The 18019-nt window shown below is 71.6% G+C and carries 23 protein-coding genes; 18 read left to right on the top strand and 5 right to left on the bottom strand.

The window, feature by feature from the left end; genetic code table 11:
* Entirely contained in the window at nt 1-852 is an 852-nt protein-coding gene (locus tag FM051_RS36750; protein WP_158851512.1) for a shikimate dehydrogenase, read from the top strand.
* 232 nt (nt 853-1084) lie between these two features.
* Here FM051_RS36750 and FM051_RS36745 read toward each other — a convergent pair whose 3' ends face one another.
* The 3 genes from FM051_RS36745 to FM051_RS36735 are packed head-to-tail and all read right to left on the bottom strand — an operon-like array spanning nt 1085 to nt 3452.
* The gene (locus FM051_RS36745; RefSeq protein WP_158851510.1) at nt 1085-1354 is read right to left on the bottom strand and encodes an HPr family phosphocarrier protein; all 270 of its coding nucleotides are present in this window, start codon (nt 1352-1354) and stop codon (nt 1085-1087) included.
* A gap of 29 nt (nt 1355-1383) precedes the next feature.
* Complete coding sequence (locus tag FM051_RS36740) at nt 1384-2685, bottom strand: PTS transporter subunit EIIC (protein WP_158851508.1); 1302 nt, start codon at nt 2683-2685, stop codon at nt 1384-1386.
* Nucleotides 2682-3452, bottom strand: coding sequence for a GntR family transcriptional regulator (locus tag FM051_RS36735; protein WP_158851506.1), 771 nt, complete (start codon nt 3450-3452; stop codon nt 2682-2684). Before FM051_RS36735 ends, FM051_RS36740 begins: the two co-directional genes overlap by 4 nt.
* 164 nt (nt 3453-3616) lie before the next feature.
* On the opposite strand from FM051_RS36735, the gene FM051_RS36730 reads away from it, so the two are divergent.
* From FM051_RS36730 to FM051_RS36690, 9 genes are all read left to right on the top strand, one after another.
* The gene (locus FM051_RS36730) at nt 3617-3853 is read left to right on the top strand and encodes a PTS sugar transporter subunit IIB (protein WP_053721653.1); all 237 of its coding nucleotides are present in this window, start codon (nt 3617-3619) and stop codon (nt 3851-3853) included.
* The gene (locus FM051_RS36725; protein WP_158851504.1) at nt 3850-4302 is read left to right on the top strand and encodes a PTS sugar transporter subunit IIA; all 453 of its coding nucleotides are present in this window, start codon (nt 3850-3852) and stop codon (nt 4300-4302) included. Before FM051_RS36730 ends, FM051_RS36725 begins: the two co-directional genes overlap by 4 nt.
* A gap of 89 nt (nt 4303-4391) precedes the next feature.
* Nucleotides 4392-4949 (top strand): prepilin peptidase, encoded by a 558-nt coding sequence (locus tag FM051_RS36720; protein WP_158851502.1) that lies wholly within the window; start codon nt 4392-4394, stop codon nt 4947-4949.
* 165 nt (nt 4950-5114) lie between these two features.
* Nucleotides 5115-6314 carry a chorismate synthase gene (aroC, locus tag FM051_RS36715; protein WP_158851500.1) on the top strand — a complete coding sequence of 400 codons (1200 nt, stop codon included), beginning with the start codon at nt 5115-5117 and terminating at the stop codon, nt 6312-6314.
* The gene (locus FM051_RS36710; RefSeq protein ID WP_158851498.1) at nt 6311-6823 is read left to right on the top strand and encodes a shikimate kinase; all 513 of its coding nucleotides are present in this window, start codon (nt 6311-6313) and stop codon (nt 6821-6823) included. The genes aroC and FM051_RS36710 overlap by 4 nt, the downstream gene beginning before the upstream one ends.
* Before the next feature lie 18 nt (nt 6824-6841).
* Nucleotides 6842-7906, top strand: coding sequence for a DNA glycosylase AlkZ-like family protein (locus tag FM051_RS36705; RefSeq protein ID WP_158851496.1), 1065 nt, complete (start codon nt 6842-6844; stop codon nt 7904-7906).
* Nucleotides 7907-7925: 19 nt separating this feature from the next.
* Nucleotides 7926-9032 (top strand): 3-dehydroquinate synthase, encoded by a 1107-nt coding sequence (gene aroB / locus FM051_RS36700; RefSeq protein ID WP_158851494.1) that lies wholly within the window; start codon nt 7926-7928, stop codon nt 9030-9032.
* A gap of 13 nt (nt 9033-9045) precedes the next feature.
* The gene (locus FM051_RS36695) at nt 9046-9438 is read left to right on the top strand and encodes a VOC family protein (protein ID WP_158851492.1); all 393 of its coding nucleotides are present in this window, start codon (nt 9046-9048) and stop codon (nt 9436-9438) included.
* A gap of 99 nt (nt 9439-9537) precedes the next feature.
* Complete coding sequence (locus FM051_RS36690) at nt 9538-11094, top strand: glycoside hydrolase family protein (RefSeq protein ID WP_158851490.1); 1557 nt, start codon at nt 9538-9540, stop codon at nt 11092-11094.
* On the opposite strand, the gene FM051_RS36685 is transcribed toward FM051_RS36690, so the two are convergent.
* A complete protein-coding gene (locus tag FM051_RS36685) occupies nt 11091-11525 on the bottom strand; it encodes a B-4DMT family transporter (RefSeq protein WP_158851488.1) in 435 nt (144 codons plus the stop codon). The two genes, FM051_RS36690 and FM051_RS36685, sit on opposite strands and share 4 nt — an antisense overlap.
* Before the next feature lie 100 nt (nt 11526-11625).
* Between FM051_RS36685 and FM051_RS36680 the strand changes: the two genes are divergently transcribed.
* From FM051_RS36680 to nusB, 3 genes are all read left to right on the top strand, one after another.
* On the top strand, nt 11626-12711 hold the full coding sequence (locus tag FM051_RS36680) for a M24 family metallopeptidase (protein WP_158851486.1): 1086 nt from the start codon (nt 11626-11628) through the stop codon (nt 12709-12711).
* A gap of 76 nt (nt 12712-12787) precedes the next feature.
* Nucleotides 12788-13351 (top strand): elongation factor P, encoded by a 564-nt coding sequence (efp, locus tag FM051_RS36675; RefSeq protein ID WP_158851484.1) that lies wholly within the window; start codon nt 12788-12790, stop codon nt 13349-13351.
* Between the two features lies 1 nt (nt 13352).
* A complete protein-coding gene (gene nusB / locus FM051_RS36670) occupies nt 13353-13772 on the top strand; it encodes a transcription antitermination factor NusB (protein WP_158851482.1) in 420 nt (139 codons plus the stop codon).
* A gap of 92 nt (nt 13773-13864) precedes the next feature.
* Here nusB and bldD read toward each other — a convergent pair whose 3' ends face one another.
* Nucleotides 13865-14353, bottom strand: a complete 489-nt coding sequence (gene bldD / locus FM051_RS36665) for a transcriptional regulator BldD (protein ID WP_015103676.1) — start codon at nt 14351-14353, stop codon at nt 13865-13867.
* A gap of 258 nt (nt 14354-14611) precedes the next feature.
* Between bldD and pyrR the strand changes: the two genes are divergently transcribed.
* From pyrR to FM051_RS36640, 5 genes are all read left to right on the top strand, one after another.
* Nucleotides 14612-15184, top strand: coding sequence for a bifunctional pyr operon transcriptional regulator/uracil phosphoribosyltransferase PyrR (pyrR, locus tag FM051_RS36660; RefSeq protein ID WP_158851480.1), 573 nt, complete (start codon nt 14612-14614; stop codon nt 15182-15184).
* Entirely contained in the window at nt 15181-16113 is a 933-nt protein-coding gene (locus tag FM051_RS36655) for an aspartate carbamoyltransferase catalytic subunit (RefSeq protein ID WP_158851478.1), read from the top strand. Before pyrR ends, FM051_RS36655 begins: the two co-directional genes overlap by 4 nt.
* Nucleotides 16110-17393, top strand: a complete 1284-nt coding sequence (locus tag FM051_RS36650) for a dihydroorotase (protein WP_158851476.1) — start codon at nt 16110-16112, stop codon at nt 17391-17393. The genes FM051_RS36655 and FM051_RS36650 overlap by 4 nt, the downstream gene beginning before the upstream one ends.
* Entirely contained in the window at nt 17390-17875 is a 486-nt protein-coding gene (locus FM051_RS36645; protein WP_158851474.1) for a PH-like domain-containing protein, read from the top strand. Before FM051_RS36650 ends, FM051_RS36645 begins: the two co-directional genes overlap by 4 nt.
* A partial coding sequence (locus FM051_RS36640; protein WP_274383849.1) for a carbamoyl-phosphate synthase domain-containing protein occupies nt 17872-18019 on the top strand: 148 nt, incomplete at its 3' end. The genes FM051_RS36645 and FM051_RS36640, both read left to right, overlap by 4 nt.

The following is an 18019-nucleotide window of genomic DNA, read 5'->3' as shown; positions in this document are numbered from 1 at the left end:
GTGACGCCCACCGCGCCGCGCCGTGCCGCGGTCATCGGCTCGCCGGTGGCCCACTCCCTGTCCCCTGTGCTGCACAACGCCGCGTTCGCGGCTCTGGGCCTGTCCGACTGGGCGTACACGCGGATCGAGTGCGAGGCGTCCGGTGTCCCGGCCCTGGTCGCCGGCCTGGACCCGTCGTGGGCGGGCTTGTCGGTCACCATGCCGAACAAGCGCGCGGCCCTGGCCGTGGCCGCCACCGCGACCTCGCGGGCCGTCCAGGTGGGCGCCGCGAACACCCTCATCCCCACTCCCGACGGCTGGCGCGCCGACAACACCGACGTGGACGGCGTGCTGGGCGCGCTCCGCGCTTCCTGCGGCTTCACCTCGGGCACCCACGCCGTGTTGTTGGGTGCGGGCGGCACCGCCACGGCGGCTCTGGTGGCCCTGGCCTCGGTCGGCGTTCGCTCGGTGTCGCTGGTGGTGCGCTCGGTGTCCCGTGCGGCCGAGGCCGACTCGTGCGCGTCCCGCCTGGGCCTGGCGCTGGACGTCGTCACCTGGGACACCGCGGACTTCGCCGCTCTCGCTTCTGCTTCGGACGTCCTGGTCAGCACCGTGCCGCCGGCCGCCACCGAGCCGATCGCCGCGGCCCTGGCCGAGGCCCCGAACGTCCTGGACGTCATCTACCACCCGTGGCCGACGCCGTTGGCGTACGCGGTGGAGAAGCAGGGCCGCACCCTGGCCACCGGCCTGGACATGCTGCTGCACCAGGCGTTCGGCCAGGCGGAGCAGTTCACCGGCCACCCGGCCCCGCGCGAAGCGATGCGCCAAGCCCTCCGCACCGCCACGGACAACCTGCTCCCCCTACCGGTCTAGCCCCCACCCCCGAGAGTCGAACTCACCCACCCCGAACGTTCGACTCTCGGCACGCGAACGTAGGACTCACGCGAGAGTCCTACGTTCAGAACGCGAGAGTCGAACGTTCAGGGTGGGTGAGTTCAACACTCAGAACACGCGACCTGCGGATTCGGGCAACCTCCTCGCACGTCACCGGGCCCTGCTCGCGCGCGAGAGTGCGAGCAGGGCCCGGTCGTCGTGCTGAGGGAGATCAGCCCGCGTCCAGGTCGGTGGCGATGATCTGCGCGATCGCCTCCAGCGCGGCGTCCGCGCCGTCGCCGTCGGCGGCCAGGACGACCTCGTCGCCGTGCATCGCGCCGAGCGTCATCAGACCCAGCACGCTCGCCGCCTCGACCGGTTGGCCGTCGTCCTTGCGGATGGTGACCTTCACCGACTGCCCGGCCGCCGCCTTCGCCAGGAGTGCGGCAGGGCGTGCGTGCAGTCCGACCTTGCTCGCCACGGTGACCCGTCGCTCAGGCATGATCCGTCCTCTCGTCCTTCGGTTCGCGGTCAGGACGCCGTCGCGTCCCGCCGGCCTTCCTCGTCGGCCTTGCCTGCCTTGTCGCCGCTGCCCTCGACCACGCTCGGGTCGTCCTCCGGGTCCTCGTCCGCGTCGCGGCCCGGCGTCTTCAGGTTCCACTTGGTGATGACGAAGCGGAACAGGAAGTAGTAGATGAGCGCGTAGATCACGCCCAGCACCAGGATCAGCAGTGGCTTGGTCGCGATGTTGAAGTTGAGCAGGTAGTCGATGGCGCCGGCGGAGAACCCGAACCCGTCGTGGATGCCCAACGCGTTGCTGATGGCCAGCGAGGTGCCGGTGAGCACCGCGTGGATCAGGTAGAGGGGCCACGCCACGAACATGAACGCGAACTCCAGCGGCTCGGTCACACCCGTGATGAACGAGGTCAGCGCCGCCGAGCCCATGATGCCGGCGATGATCTTCTTCTGCGACGGGCGGGCGGTGTGCACGATGGCCAGCGCCGCCGCGGGCAGGGCGAACATGAAGATCGGGAAGAAGCCGGTCATGAACGTGCCCGCGGTCGGGTCACCGGCGAAGAACCGCTGGATGTCGCCGGTCTTGCCCTCGTACTCGCCGAAGACCTGCCACATGAACGTGTTCGGGATGTGGTGCAGGCCCAGTGGGATGAGCAGCCGGTTGATGGTGCCGTAGAGGCCCGCGCCGATGATCGTGCTGCCGGAGATCGTCTCGCCGACCCAGGTCAGACCCGCGTCGAACCACGGGTACACCAGGCCCATGAGCACGCCGACCACGATCATCACGCCCGCGACCATGATCGGCACGAACCGCCGGCCGCCGAAGAAGGCCAGGTAGGCGGGCAGCTTGATGCGGTGGTACTTCTGCCACAGCACGGCCGTGATCAGACCGACCACGATGCCGGTCAGCACCGAGTAGTTGATCAGCTCCTGCTTGGCGTCCGCGGCCGCGTCGTCCGGCAGCGGCAGCACGAGCGGCGACATGGCCTTGAACACCGCCTCGGTCACCACGAAGCCGACCACGGCGGCCAACGCGGTGGAACCGTCACCGCGCCTCGCGAAACCGATGGCCACGCCGACGGCGAACAGCAGCGGCAGGTTCGCGAACAGCGCGTTGCCCGCGCCGCCGATGACGCCGGCGACCTCGTTCCAGCCGAGGCCGTCCTTGCCGAGCAGATCGTCCTGGCCGAGTCGCAGCAGCAGAGCGGCGACGGGCAGCGCGGCGATCGGCAGCATCAGGCTGCGACCGAAGCGCTGGAGACCGGCCAGTCCCTTGATCTCACGACCGCCGGTCGCCTGAGGGGCGCTGGCGCTCATGGGGTACCTCCCTTGGCGGAGTGGTGCGGGCCGGATTCCGGGACGGTCCGGTCCAATTGCATGGTCACCTGGTAGAGATCGCCCCGGTACCAGGACGTCATGTCCTCCACGGGTCTGCCCTGCGAGCCGGCGACCCGGTGGAAGACGAGCAGCGAGCTGCCGGTGCGGACACCCAGCAACTTCGCCGTTTCGGGATCGGCGCCCTCGGCCCACACCGTCTGGACGGCGCGGTCGAGCTGCACCCCGTAGGTGTCGGCGATGAGGGTGTAGAGCGAGGTGGTGAGGTCGTGCCGGTCGAGGTGGGGCACGACCCGGGGGTTGTACCAGCCCCGCTCGACGGCCAGCGGCACGCCGTCCGCGCGGCGCAGGCGGACGAGCTTGCACGCCGGTTCGTGCGGCGGCAGGCCGAGCGCGGCGGCCGCCTCCGGTGGCGGCACCTCCTCGGCGCAGGCCAGCACCTCGGTCGCGGGGGTGAGCCCGCGCCGACGCATGTCCTCGGTGAACGACTCCAGGTAGAGCTGGACGTCCATCCGACGCCGGGCGGTGAACGTGCCCCGGCCTTTCGCCCTGGTCAGGAGCCCTTCGGCGACGAGTTGCCCGACCGCGGCGCGGACTGTGATGCGCGACACCCCGTACTGCTGGGCGAGGTCGCGCTCGGACGGGATCGGGGAGCCCGGCGGGAGCTCCTGCTCGGCCATGCGCCGCAGGATGTCGCGGAGCTGCGCGTGCTTGGGCTTGGGCCCGTCGACGATCTCGGTGCGGTTCATGACACCTCCCCGTGCTCGCGTCAGTAAAGCGGGATTGGTACTTTCCGGTCTAGACCAGTTGGTGCGGGGAGGATGCTCCGCGCGCCGACCGGGTGTCAACCGCCGTTACGGGACCGTGCCCGAGCGGTGGCACCCTCAGGCCAGGTGTCGAGAGAGGACTTGAAGTGGCGGACGACAAGGCGGAGCGGATCCTCGCCGCGCTCGGCGGTGCGGACAACATCGTGGAGATCGAGCCGTGCATCACGCGCCTGCGCTGTGAGCTGGAAGACGGTTCCCTGGTGGACGAGAAGGCTTTGAAGGGCCTGGGCGCGCACGGCGTGATGCGCTCGGGCAACGTCGTGCAGGTGGTCGTCGGCCCCGAGGCCGACACCATCGCCAGCGACATCGAGGACCTGCTGTGACGCTGCGCGTGGCCAGCCCGGTCAGTGGTCGGGTGGTGCCGTTGACCGAGGTGCCGGACCCGGTGTTCGCGCAGGCCATGGTGGGTCCGGGGGTGGCGGTCGAACCTGATCGGGTGAGCGCCGAGGTGGTGTCCCCGGTGGACGGGACGGTGGTGACGCTGCACCCGCACGCGTTCGTCGTGGCCACTTCGGAGGGTGCGGCGGTGTTGGTGCACCTCGGGATCGACACGGTGAAGCGCAAGGGCGAGGGCTTCACGCTGCACGTGGTCAAGGGCGAGGCGGTGCGCGCGGGGCAGCCCGTGGTGACGTGGGACCCGGCCGAGGTGGAGGCGGCGGGTTTCGCGCCGATCTGCCCGGTGATCGCGTTGGACGCGGCGCCGGAGGTGTTGCTGGACCAGGCCGGTGGTCCGGTGTCGGCGGGTGACGCGCTGTTCTCCTGGCAGCGTTGATCTTCCAGTGACGGGCGAGTGCGGGTGAATGGACCGTTCACCCGCACTTCTCGTTGCGCTGCCCGTGTTCCCGCGACGACGCTGGGTTCATGGTCATCTCGGGTTTCCTCGCCGGCGCTCTGGGCGCCGGCCTCCTCCGCCACCTGCCGCGCGGCGCGAACGTTTGCTGGCTGTGGTGCGCAGTGCCGACAGCCGTGTTGTGGTTCGTGGCCTGGGCACTCGCGCCACCGCACTGGCTCCCGGTGCCGCTGCTGCTGGCGTGGCTGGGTGTGCTGCTGGTCGCGACCGACCTCCGGCACCGACGGCTACCGGACGCCCTGACGCTGCCCGCGTACCCGGTGATCGGCCTGACGCTGTGGCTGTGCGGCGCAGACCTGTGGCGTGCGCTGGCGGGTTGCGTCCTCTTCGGCGGCTTCCACCTGCTCGTACGCCTGCTGGTGCCGTCCGCGATGGGAGGGGGCGACGTCAAGCTGGCCGGCTCACTGGGCGCGGTGCTGGCCACGGTCTCGTGGCTCGCCTTACCGGTGGGCGCGCTGCTGGCGAGCACCATCACGCTGTTTGTCGGCCTGTGGTGGCGGCTGGACGGCGTGCCCCACGGACCGGGCCTGCTGGCGGCCACGTGGCTGGTGGCCGTGTCCGCAGGGTGAGAGCCCGACCACTCCGCGAGGTCGCGTCGATCGTTCGCGACTCATTTTCCGGCGATCACGCTTTTCGATCGTCGGAAAATCAGGCGCGAGCGGTCGACTTCCAGGCGACCGAGCCCTCGCGACGCCGGAGGCGGCGCAATCCAACACTGTGAAAGGATTTGCCGTGTGCTGCGCTGGATCACCGCTGGGGAGTCCCACGGACCTGCCCTCGTCGCCGTGCTGGAAGGCATGGTCGCCGGGGTCGAGGTCACCACTGCCGACCTGACCGCTCAACTGGAGCGCCGCAGGCTGGGCTTCGGTCGCAGCCCCCGCATGGGGTTCGAGGCCGACGAGGTCGAGATCCTGGGCGGTGTCCGCCACGGGCTCACCCAGGGCGGCCCGATCGCGGTCCGGATCGGCAACACCGAGTGGCCCAAGTGGCAGACGGTGATGTCGGCCGACCCGGTCGACCCGAGCCTGCTCAAGCCGACCGGCCGCAACGAGGCGCTGACCAGGCCCCGCCCCGGCCACGCCGACCTGCCCGGCATGCAGAAGTTCGGCTTCGCCGAGGCGCGCCCCGTGCTGGAACGCGCCAGCGCCCGGGAGACGGCGTCCCGCACCGCGCTCGGCACGGTCGCCCGGCACTTCCTCAAGCAGGTCTTCGACGTGGACGTGATCAGCCACGTGGTGTCCATCGGCAAGGCGAAGACACCCGCCGACGCGCCGGTGCCCGGCCCCGGTGACCTGGCCGCCGTCGACGCCAGCCCGGTCCGGGCCTTCGACGCGCGCGGCACCGAGGCGATGGTGGCCGAGGTCGAGGCGGTCAAGGAGGCGGGCGACACGGTCGGCGGCGTCATCGAGGTCATCGTCTACGGCCTGCCGCCGGGCCTCGGCTCGCACGTGCACTGGGACCGCCGCCTCGACGCGCGGCTGGCCGGCGCGCTGATGGGCGTGCAGGCGATGAAGGGCGTGGAGATCGGCGACGGCTTCACCACCGCCGAGCGGTGGGGCAGCCAGGCGCACGACGAGATCGACCGGGGCACCGGGCCGAAGGGCGTCACGCGGCGCTCCAACCGGGCCGGCGGCCTGGAGGGCGGCATCACCAACGGCGAGCCGCTGCGCGTGCGCGTGGCCATGAAGCCGATCTCGACCGTTCCCCGTGCTCTGTCCACTGTGGATGTCCGAACGGGAGAGCCCGCGGTGGCGATCCACCAGCGCTCGGACGTGTGCGCGGTGCCGCGCGCGGGCGTGGTGCTGGAGTCCGTGGTGGCGCTGGTGCTGGCCGAGACGGCGCTGGAGAAGTTCGGCGGCGACTCGATCACCGAGACCAAGCGCAACGTCGCGTCCTACCTGGAGGCGCTGGAAGCCCGCTGGGAGGGGCTGTGACCCCCAAGCTCGTCGTCCTCGGACCGCCCGGCGCGGGCAAGACGACGGTCGGCCACCTGCTCGCCGAACGCCTGGACGCCCCGTTCCGCGACACCGACGACGACATCGTCGCCGCCGAGGGCCGCTCGATCGCGGACATCTTCACCGGCGACGGCGAGGCCGCGTTCCGCGCGCTGGAGGAGCAGGCCGTCGCCGAGGCCCTGAAGACGCACGAAGGCGTGCTCGCACTGGGTGGCGGCGCGGTGCTGTCCGCGACCACCCGAGGCCGCCTGGCCGGCCACACCGTGGTCTTCCTCAACGTCGGCATGGCCGAGGGCGTGAAGCGCACCGGCCTGTCCACCGCCCGACCGCTGCTGGCCGGCGTGAACCCGCGCGCCACGTTCAAGGCCCTGCTGGACGCCCGCCTGCCGCTGTACCGGGAGGTCGCCACCATCGAGGTGGTCACCGACGACCTCAAGCCGGACCAGGTGGTCGACGCCATCCTCGCCCACCTCACCCGGCAGGCGTGACGGCGCGAGAATGACTCCGTGGAACTGACCGGGGCCCGGGTCCTCGCGCACCGCGCCGCGGTGCAGGGCCTGCACGGCGACCAGGTGGGCCGGGACCAGGCGGTGCTCGCGCTCGGCGTGGTGGACAGCCCGCCGAAGACAGGCGCGGCGGCGTTGGGTGTCCGGGGCCGCCGCGAGGGCACCGAGGACCTGGCCCGGGTGCTGAGCCTGCGCGGCGCACCGCACCTGCACCGCCGTGAGGACCTGCCCGCGTTGCGACGGCAGCTCCGACCGCGCACGGAGAAGCAGTTGGCGGCGTGGTGCGGCACGTACCCGCCGCCCGACCTGGAGCACGTCGACCTGGTCGTGGACCTGATGCACCGCGAGTTCCCCGGCGACACGGCCACCAAGGGCGAGCTGTCCGCGGCGATCAGCCCGCTGCTGCCCGCGATCGCCACCCCCTACTGCCCGGGGTGCGAGACCGACCACGTCATCGAGAACCTGTTCCGGCTCGGCACGCTCCTCGCGGGCATCGAGCTGGAGCAGTTGGGCGCGAAGCTCACCTTCCGCCGCCCGAAGGCGAAACCAGAACGCGAAGAGCCCGGCGAGCCGACCCTGTTGCGCGACTACGCGCGGCTCGTCGGACCGTTCGCCAAGGCCGACGCGGAGAAGTGGCTGGGCGCCGGCCCCCAGGACAACTGGCCCGACCTGCGCCCGGTCCGGGTCGACGGCAAGCGGTTGCTCGTGCACGAGGACGACCTCGGTCTGATCGCCGGCTCCGCCGGCGGTGAAGCGCCGGACCCGCCCGCCGGGCTGCTGCTGTTCCCGCGCGACCCGTACCTGCTCGGCCCGCGCCACCTGGTCGCCGACCCGGACGTGGCCAGGCAGGTGTGGCGGCCGGTCGGCAGCCCCGGCGCGCTCGTCCTGCACGGCCGGGTGGCCGGCGCGTGGCGGCACGAGTTCAGCGGTCGCACGGTGACGTTCCAGGTCACGGGCTGGTCGAAGGTCAGGGGCGCGGCGCGGAAGGCGATCAAGGACCAGGCCGCCGTGCTGGCCGGCGTGTGGGGCGCCGACGTGCTCGAAGCGGACGTGGTCGAATGGTGACCCGACGAGGGGAGTGGTGATGGGCGAGCCGGTGCGGATCCGCGTGGCCGCGGAACGACCGTACGACGTGGTGGTGGGCCGCGGCCTGCTCGGCGACCTGGTCGAGACCCTGAAGGGCACGGACAAGGCGGCGATCGTCCACACGCCGACCCTGACCGAGACCGCCGACGCGGTCCGCGAGGCGCTGGCCGAGGCCGGGATCGACGCGCACCGCGTCGAGGTGCCCGACGCCGAGGACGGCAAGGACCTGCGGGTCGCCGGGTACTGCTGGGACGTGTTCGGCCGCATCGGCCTGGGCCGCTCCGACGTGGTGATCGGCCTCGGCGGCGGCGCGGTGACCGACCTGGCCGGGTTCGTCGCCTCCACCTGGATGCGCGGGGTGAAGCTGGTCCACGTGCCCACCACCCTGCTGGGCATGGTGGACGCCGCGGTCGGCGGCAAGACCGGCATCAACACCGACGCGGGCAAGAACCTGGTCGGCACGTTCTACGAGCCGACCGCCGTCCTGGTCGACCTGGCCACGCTGGAGACGTTGCCGCGCAACGAACTGGTCGCGGGCATGGCCGAGGTGGTCAAGGGCGGTTTCATCGCCGACCCGGTGATCCTCGACCTGATCGAGGCCGACCCGGAGGCCGCGCTGGACCCGTCCGGCGACGTGATCGAGGAGCTGGTCCGGCGCAAGATCCAGGTCAAGGCCGACGTGGTGTCGACCGACCTGCGCGAATCGGACCTGCGGGAGATCCTGAACTACGGCCACACCCTCGCGCACGCCATCGAGCGCCGCGAGCGCTACCGCTGGCGGCACGGCGCGGCGGTCAGCGTCGGCCTGGTGTTCGCCGCCGAACTCGCCCGCCTCGCGGGCAGGCTGGACGACGAGACCGCCGACCGCCACCGCTCGATCCTCACCTCGCTCGGCCTGCCGACCGGCTACGACCCGGACGCGCTCGGCCAGCTCATGGAGGGGATGCGCACGGACAAGAAGACCAGGTCGGGCGTGCTGCGGTTCGTGGTGCTCGACGGCCTGGCCAAGCCCGGCCGGCTGGAGGGCCCGGACCCGACGCTGATCGCGGCGGCCTACTCCGCCGTGGCGGCCGAGCCGAAGTCGGGCGGGAGCATCCTGCTGTGACGGCGGTGGACACGTGACGGCGGGGCACCTGCACCACGTCGAACTGTGGGTGCCCGACCTGGCCCGCGCCGAGCACAGCATCGGCTGGCTGCTCGGCGAGCTGGGCTGGGTCGAGTACCAGCGCTGGTCGGCGGGGGTGAGCTGGCGGCTCGGCCCCACCTACCTGGTGGTCGAGCACTCGCCCGCGATGGACGCCCACCACCGCCTCGGCACCGGTCTCAACCACCTGGCGTTCCACGTCGCGGGCCGGACCGAGGTGGACCGGCTGGTCACCGCCGCGACCGGGCACGGCTGGTCGTCGTTGTTCGCGGACAGATACCCCCATGCGGGTGGCCCGGATCATTACGCGGGGTATCTGGAGAACACCGACGGTATCGAAGTGGAGTTGGTGGCCTCCCCCGGTTGACGCCCGAACGGCGGAGTGGATCTCTACACTGAACCGCACCGGGTGCCCTGCCGTGCTCCCGGTGTCCGGACGTCTGGAGAAGTGGAGATCTGCCCCGCCATGGCAAGTCCCGATGTGGGAGCGGCGAGGCTCCTCGGATCCGCTTTGGCCGTCGTGTTGCTGACGGCCTGTGCCCCGAGCACCGCCGACCCGGCGTCGGAACCCGCCGAGAGCAGCGCACCGCCCACGTCCAGCGCGTCCACGTCGGACAGCAGCGCACCGAGCAGCAGCACGCCCAAGCCGCCGCCGACGCCGGTGCCGCTGGCCACCGACCGCGGCCGGTGGAGCGCCGCCGTGGTGGCCTACGGCGGCGGGGACTCGCCGTACAACTACGGCCCCACGCTCATGTTCGAGGGCGGCAGGCACCGCATGTGGTGGTGCAGCCAGCTCAGCGCCGCACCGCCCGCCGGCGACGACCTGCTCTACTCGGAGAGCGCCGCGGTGTCCGGCCCGTTCGTCGCGCCGAACGGCACCCCGGCCACGCCGGTGCTGTCCGGCAGCGTCAACGGCTTCGACGGCGTGCACACCTGCGACCCGTCGGTGATCAAGCTCGGCGCCACCTACTACCTCTACTACACCGGCGCGGCGGGCGACCACGCGCACGGCAACGCGATCGGCGTCGCCACCAGCCCGGACGGCGTGGTGTGGACCCGTGCCGCGGGCGGCAAACCCATCGTGAGCCCGTCCTACGACAAGACCAGGGAGAACACCTACGGCGCCGGCCAGCCGTCGGTGCTGGTCGTGGACGGCTGGTTCCACCTGATGTTCACCGACACCACCGGCGAGGCCGCCGGGTGGAACGGCGCGGGCCAGTTCGTGCTGCGCTCCAAGGACCCGACGTTCGCCTCCGGCGTGCAGGCGCTGGGCCCGCAGGGCTTCCAGCAGGTGCCGGACACGCGCACGAAGCGCACCCGCTCGGTGGTGGACGCGTTCAGCGCCGACTGGATGTACTCCGACGTGCTGCACGCGTTCGTCATCGCGCACGAGACCGAGGCCGGCACGACCCTGACCTTCTGGAACAAGGAGTTCACCGCGAACCCGCACCCACAGGTGCACATCCCCGGCCAGTGGCGGGAGGGCCCCGGCCTGGTCCGCACGCCCCTCGGGCACGCGCCGGTGTCGGCCGAGGACCCGTGCGGCCGGATCGCGGTGGACGTGGTCCGCGCGACCGTGGACGGCGCGGCGGCGGCGCCGACCGACCTCCAGCAGTTCGGCCTGGACCTCGCGGGCGTGCCCGGCTGCACGACCGAGGAGTCGGCGGCCGTGCTGCACGGGTACGCCGTGCCGTCACCGGCGAACACCACGGACCTCGTGCTGGACGGCGAGGTGGTCCGGATCGAGCGCCGCTCGGTGACCGACCGGCTGGCCGCCAGGGTGCTGGACCGCCGTCCGCCGATCGTGGACGAGTTGCCCGTCGTCGCCGAGATCCCGGCGGGCACGAAGGCGCTGCGCGCACCCGACGGTCAGATCGGGCTGCTGCTGGGCGAGGACAAGCTGTGGGTCCTCGGCACGTCGGAAGCCGCCGTCGAGATCGTCACGCTGAACTCCTCGCAGCTCACCCAGGTCTCGAAGACGGCCTGGGACTCGTACGAGAAGGCCGGGGACCTGCGCCGCTAACGCGACCCGTCGGGCTGCCGTGACCCATCGGGCTGTGACTCGTCGGGTTGGGGCAGCGCGTTGCCGATGCCGATCCCGACCGCCGCCGTCGCCATGACCAGCAACGCGGTGAACGCCGCACCGCCGGTCAGCGCGGGCCCGAGCGACTCCACCCCGGTCTGGTCCACCAGCGACCGGCCGACCACGCCCGCGATCCCGGCCAGCGGCCCGGCGAACAGCGCGGCGGAGAACCACACCATGCCGCGCCCGTCGAGCTGCCGCCACGCGTCCAACGCGCCCCACAGCACGCCGATGACGACGACCAGCCCGAGCGCGATGTACCGGATCGACGAAGCGGCCTCGGGGCTGTGCACGCTCACCGCCGAGGTGCCGGTCTGCACCCCGCCGTGGAACAACCCCATCCAGAACCCTCGGACCAGCCACGTGCGCATATCGTCACCCTAAGGGTGACTGACGGTGTCGCCCTATTGAGCACGGTTCACCCCATCGAGTGGCACTGTGGTGCGGCCCATCGGGCTCTAGGCTGCTGATATGCCGCACTCCACTCGCCGAGCCGCCCTGCGCGCCACGCTCAGGGACCTGGAACTGGACGCCCTGCTGGTCACGAACCTGCTGAACGTCCGTTACCTGACCGGGTTCACCGGGTCGAACGCGGCGCTGCTGGTGCACGCCGACTCGGACGACGCCACGGTGTTCTGCACCGACGGCCGGTACCTCACCCAGGCCGCGGCGCAGGTGCCCGACCTGGAACGGGTCATCGACCGGCCGTGCGACGTGGCGCTGGTTGGCCGGGCTGCCAAGGCGGGCGCGGACCGGGTCGGCTTCGAGAGCCACCACGTGACCGTGGACGGCCTCGACGCGCTGACCGAGGCGGCCGACGGCGTCGAGCTGATCCGGGCGTCCGACCTGGTCGAGCTGTTGCGGCTGGTCAAGGACGACGCCGAGGTCGAGGCGCTGCGGATGGCGTGCGCGGCGGCCGACCGGGCGCTGGCGGGCCTCATCGAGCACGGCGGCCTGCGGCCGGGCCGCACCGAGAAGGAGATCGCCCGCGAGCTGGAGAACCGCATGCTCGACCACGGCGCGGCGGGCCCGTCGTTCGAGTCGATCGTGGCGGCGGGCGCGAACTCGGCCGTGCCGCACCACCGGCCGACGGACGCGGTGGTCAGGGACGGCGACTTCGTGAAGCTCGACTTCGGCGCGCTGGTCGACGGCTACCACTCGGACATGACCCGCACCCTGGTCGTCGGCCGGGCCGCGGACTGGCAGCGCGACCTGTACCAACTGGTCGCGGCGTCGCAGAAGGCCGGCCGGACCGCGCTGGAGGTCGGCGCGCGGGTCTCGGACGTGGACGCGGCGGCACGCGGCGTGATCGAGCAGGCCGGGTACGGCGACCAGTTCCTGCACGGTCTCGGGCACGGCGTCGGCCTGCAGATCCACGAGGCTCCAGCGTTGTCGAAGGCGGGTGACGGTACACTTCTCCCCGGTATGGCGGTCACCGTCGAACCCGGTGTGTACCTGGCCGGGAAGGGTGGTGTCCGCATCGAGGACACGCTCGTGGTGCGCGAAGGCGCCCCGGAGCTCCTCACCCTGACCACGAAGGAACTCGTGGTCGTCTGAAGTCGGATCGGCTGAAGTCGGATTCGTCGGCTTGGCCGACATCGCCCTCACTCACGCAACAGGAGAGCCCACCACCGTGGCCACCACCAACGACCTGAAGAACGGCCTGGTGCTGAACCTCGACGGCCAGCTGTGGACCGTCACCGCGTTCCAGCACGTCAAGCCGGGCAAGGGTGGCGCCTTCGTGCGCACCACGTTGAAGCACGTCCTGTCCGGCAAGGTCGTGGACCGGACCTTCAACGCGGGCACCAAGGTCGACACGGCCACCGTCGACAAGCGCGGCATGACCTACCTGTACAAGGACGGCGCCGACTTCGTCTTCATGGACGGCGACACCTACGACCAGATCAGCATCCCGGCCGAGACCGTCGGCGACGCGGCGAACTACATGCTGGAGAACCAGGAAGCGATCGTCGCCATGCACGAGGGCGTCGCGCTCTACATCGAGCTCCCGACCTCGGTCGAGCTCGTCATCCAGCACACCGACCCGGGCCTGCAGGGCGACCGCTCCACCGGCGGCACCAAGCCCGCCACGCTGGAGACCGGCGCGGAGATCCAGGTCCCGCTGTTCGTCACCACCGGCGAGAAGATCAAGGTCGACACCCGCGACGGCCGTTACCTCGGCCGAGTGAACGGCTGAGATGGGCGCACGGAGCAAGGCCCGCAAACGCGCGGTGGACGTCCTCTACGAAGCGGACCAGCGGGGCATCGACCCGGTGACGCTGCTCGCGGACCGGGTCGGGTCGACGGACGTGCCGCCGGTGAACGACTACACGATCGCCCTCGTGGAAGGCGTCACGGCGCACCGCACGCGCATCGACGACCTGATCTCCGAGCACGCGGAGGGCTGGACGCTCCAGCGCATGCCCGCGGTGGACCGGGCGGTGCTGCGGATCGGGCTCTACGAGCTGCTGTGGGCGGCGGACGTGCCCGACGCGGTCGCCATCGACGAGGCGGTGGAGCTGGCCAAGGGACTGTCCACGGACGACTCGCCCCGGTTCGTCAACGGTGTGCTCGGCCGGATCGCGGTCATCGCGGACCAGCTCAGGGCCGTCCTCTAACGCGCACAGTCCTCTAACGCGCACAGTCCGCTAAAGCACACGGTGTGGAGGGCCACCCGTCCCGAACCTGGCGGGTGGCCCTTCCGCGCGCTTCAGTCCTCCTTGGCCGGACGGGCCTCGGGAGGCAGCACGCCCCAGTCGATGAGCTGCTCGGTCAGCTCGCCGGGCGTCATGTCGTAGATGATGGCCAGCGACCGCAGGTCCTCGGTCCGGATGGACAGCACCTTGCCGTTGTAGTCGCCGCGCTGGCTCTGGATGGTGGCCGCGTACCGGGCCAGCGGCCCCACTTTCTCCGCGGGCAGCTGTTGCAGCCGCTCCAGGTTGATGACGATCTTGGTGGCGGGCTCCGCACCGGACGGCACCCGGCCCTCCGGCAGCAGCTCGGCCACCGGGACACCGTAGAAGTCGGCCAGCTCGGCGAGCTTCTGCACGGTCACGGCACGGTCGCCGCGCTCGTACGAGCCGACGACCACGGCCTTCCAGCGACCGCCGGACTTCTGCTCGACGCCGTGCAAAGACAAGCCCTGCTGCTGGCGGATCGCGCGGAGCTTTGCCCCCAGCGCCTTGGCGTAGTCGCCCATGTGGCGGTTCTCCGTTCATTCGCCCCGTCAGCCGGTAGGGGACTGGCGCGGGGAGGCTTAGATCAATACGCAGAGTAATGATTGCTCTCCGTGGTCACCAGGTCAAGCTGATCTCGATAGGACAGGTGGGCGAGGCCACGCACACCACCCGGAAGATTGACCGCCGGAGCCTGATACGGTGCTGGTCAGCCCGGTCGCAGCCGGGTGTCCGACGTCCTTTAAGGACCCGTCCAGCGAGGCGGGGAAGGAGGTCCAACCGTGGCGCCACGTCAACGTGGTGCGACGGACCCGGCCGGGGAGCGCGAGCTCCTGTCGGCCGGCGACGTCGCGCGCACTGTCGCCCGAATGGCTCATCAGATCATCGAGAAGACCGCTCTTGGTGCACCGAGCGCACCCGCAGTAGTCCTGATGGGGATTCCGAGTCGGGGAGCCCCGCTCGCCCGCCGGCTGGCCGTCAGGATCGCCGAATTCGCCGGTGTCGAGGTGCCGACCGGCACGCTGGACGTGACCCTCTACCGGGACGACCTGCGCCGCGGCCCCACCCGCCCGCTGGAGGCGACGAAGCTGCCCGAGGGCGGCGTCGACGACAAGCTCGTCATCCTGGTGGACGACGTGCTGTTCTCCGGCCGCACGATCCGAGCCGCGCTCGACGCCCTGCGCGACCACGGCCGCCCGCGTGCCGTGCAGCTGGCCGTCCTGGTCGACCGCGGTCACCGGGAGCTGCCGATCCGCGCGGACTACGTGGGCAAGAACGTGCCCACGGCCCGCACCGAGGAGGTCCACGTGCTGCTGGAGGAGTTCGACCAGCGGGACGGGGTGGTGCTGCGGTGAAGCACCTGCTCAGCACCGAGGGCATCGACCCGGCGCAGGCGACCGCCATCCTGGACACGGCGGCGAGCCTCAAGCAGGCCCTCGAAGGCCGTGAAGTGCGCAAACTGCCCACGTTGCGCGGTCGCACGGTCATCACGATGTTCTTCGAGAACTCCACCCGGACCCGGGTGAGCTTCGAGATCGCGGGCAAGTGGATGAGCGCGGACGTGGTGAACGTCTCGGCCTCCGGCTCCAGCGTGAGCAAGGGCGAGTCGCTGCGGGACACCGCGCTGACCCTGGCCGCGGCGGGCGCGGACTGCGTCATCGTGCGGCACCCGGCGTCCGGCGCGGCGCACCGGCTCGCGGGCTGGCTGCGCGAAGCGGGCACGTCGGTCGTCAACGCGGGCGACGGCATGCACGAGCACCCCACCCAGGCCCTGCTGGACGCGGCCACCCTGCGGGAACGCCTCGGTGACCTGCGCGACCGGCGGATCGCGATCGTCGGCGACGTGCTGCACAGCCGGGTCGCGCGGTCCAACGTGCACCTGCTCACCGCGCTGGGCGCGGACGTCACCCTGGTCGCGCCCCCGACGCTGCTGCCGGTCGGCGTCGAGAACTGGCCGGTCACCGTCTCGCACGAGCTGGACGCCGAGCTGCCCAGCCTCGACGCCGTGATGCTGCTGAGGGTGCAGGCCGAGCGGATGCACGGCGGTTTCTTCCCGTCGGCCCGCGAGTACTCCATCGCCTACGGCCTGAGCGAGAACCGGCTGAAGCTGCTGCCCGAGCACGCGGTCGTGCTGCACCCCGGTCCGATGCTGCGAGGCATGGAGATCGCCTCGGCGGTCGCCGACTCGCCCCGCGCCGCCATCACCGACCAGGTGCGCAACGGCGTGCACGTGCGCATGGCCGTGCTCTACCACCTGCTTGCCCACGAGGAGGAAACCGCGTGAACCCCTTGATCCTCAAGGGAGTGCGACCGTACGGCGAAGGTGACCCGACCGATGTGCTGATCCGTGACGGCGTGATCGCCGCGATCGGGTCCGTAGAGGCAGAGGACGCGGAAGTCGTCGAGGGCAACGGCGCGGTGCTGCTGCCCGGTTTCGTCGACCTGCACACCCACCTGCGCGAACCCGGCCGCGAGGACACCGAGACCATCGCCACCGGCTCGGCCGCCGCCGCGCTGGGCGGCTACACGGCGGTGTTCGCCATGGCCAACACGAACCCGGTCGCGGACAACGAGGTCGTCGTCCAGCACGTCGCCCGCCGCGGCCGCGAGGTCGGCCTGGTCGACGTGCACCCGGTCGGCGCGGTCACCGTGGGCCTGGAGGGTGTGAAGCTCGCCGAGCTGGGCACCATGGCCAGGGCGGGCGTGCGGGTGTTCTCCGACGACGGCCACTGCGTGCACGACCCGCTGATCATGCGGCGCGCGTTGGAGTACAGCAAGGCGTTGGACGTGGTCGTCGCGCAGCACGCGGAGGAGCCCCGGCTCACGGTCGGCGCGCAGGCGCACGAGGGTGAGCAGGCGTCCCGGCTCGGTCTGCAGGGCTGGCCGGCCGCCGCCGAGGAGTCGATCGTGGCGCGGGACTGCCTGCTGGCGCTGCACGCGGGCGCCCGGCTGCACGTCTGCCACGTGTCCACCACCGGCACCGCCGACGTGCTCAGGTGGGCCAAGGCCCGCGGCACGGACGTGTCCGCCGAGGTCACGCCGCACCACCTGCTGCTGACCGACGAGCGGCTGGAGACCTACGACCCGGTCAACAAGGTCAACCCGCCGCTGCGCACGGCGGCGGACGTGCACAAGCTGCGCGAGGCGCTGGCCGAGGGCGTCATCGACTGCGTGGCCACCGACCACGCGCCGCACGCCGTGCAGGACAAGGACTGCGAGTGGTCCGCGGCCCGGCCCGGCATGCTCGGCCTGCAGACCGCGCTGTCGATCGTGGTCGAGACGATGGTGAGGACCGGCCTGCTGGACTGGCGCGGCGTGGCGCGGGTGATGAGCGAGCGGCCCGCCGAGATCGCGGGCCTGCCCGACCAGGGGCGTCCGATCGAGGTCGGCGAGCCCGCGAACCTCACCCTGGTCGACCCGGACGCCACCTGGACGGTGCGCGGCGCGGAGTTCGCGAGCATCGCGGTCAACACCCCCTTCGAAGGCATGGAGCTGCCCGGCGCGGTGGTCGCCACCCTGCTGCGCGGGCGCGTGACGGCGGTCGGCGGAAGGATTCCGGCATGACGCGCGTGTTGTTGTCCCTGGCCGTGCTGGCCATCCTGCTGCTGTGCCTGTACGGCATGTGGCGCGGCTGGCAGCGGCGCGCCCGCAGACAGGCCGAGGTGCTGCCGGAGTTCCCCGAGCCGCCCGCCGAGACCGGCGCGACGATGCTGGAGACGACCGGTGTGTACGTCGGCACCACGATCGGCGACGACTGGCAGGACCGGGTCGCGGTCGGTGACATCGGCCACCGCGCCGAGGCCACCCTCAAGCTCACCGAGGGCGGCGTGCTGGTGGAGCGCAGCGGCGCGAGCGCCATGTGGATCCCGGCGGAGCAGGTCCGCGGCGCCCGCACGGCGCGCGGCCTCGCGGGCAAGGTGATGACCGCGGACGGCCTGCTGGTCGTGCGCTGGCAGCTCGGGGACCAGGTGTTCGACACCGGGTTCCGGGGCGACGACAAGGACGTGTACGAGCAGTGGGTGCAAGCGCTGGGAGGCGACTCATGACGAATGCGGCACTGGTGCTGGAGGACGGCCGCGTGTTCCGCGGTGAGGCCTACGGCGCGGTCGGCGCGAGCCTGGGCGAGGCGGTGTTCTCCACCGGTATGACCGGCTACCAGGAGACCCTGACCGACCCGTCCTACCACCGCC

Origin of the sequence: Saccharothrix deserti, from assembly GCF_009769385.1 — a bacterium.
GTDB classification, from domain to species: Bacteria; Actinomycetota; Actinomycetes; order Mycobacteriales; family Pseudonocardiaceae; genus Actinosynnema; species Actinosynnema deserti.
Note: the sequence above shows the minus strand (reverse complement) of the source record. Positions and strands in the feature narration are given on the sequence as shown.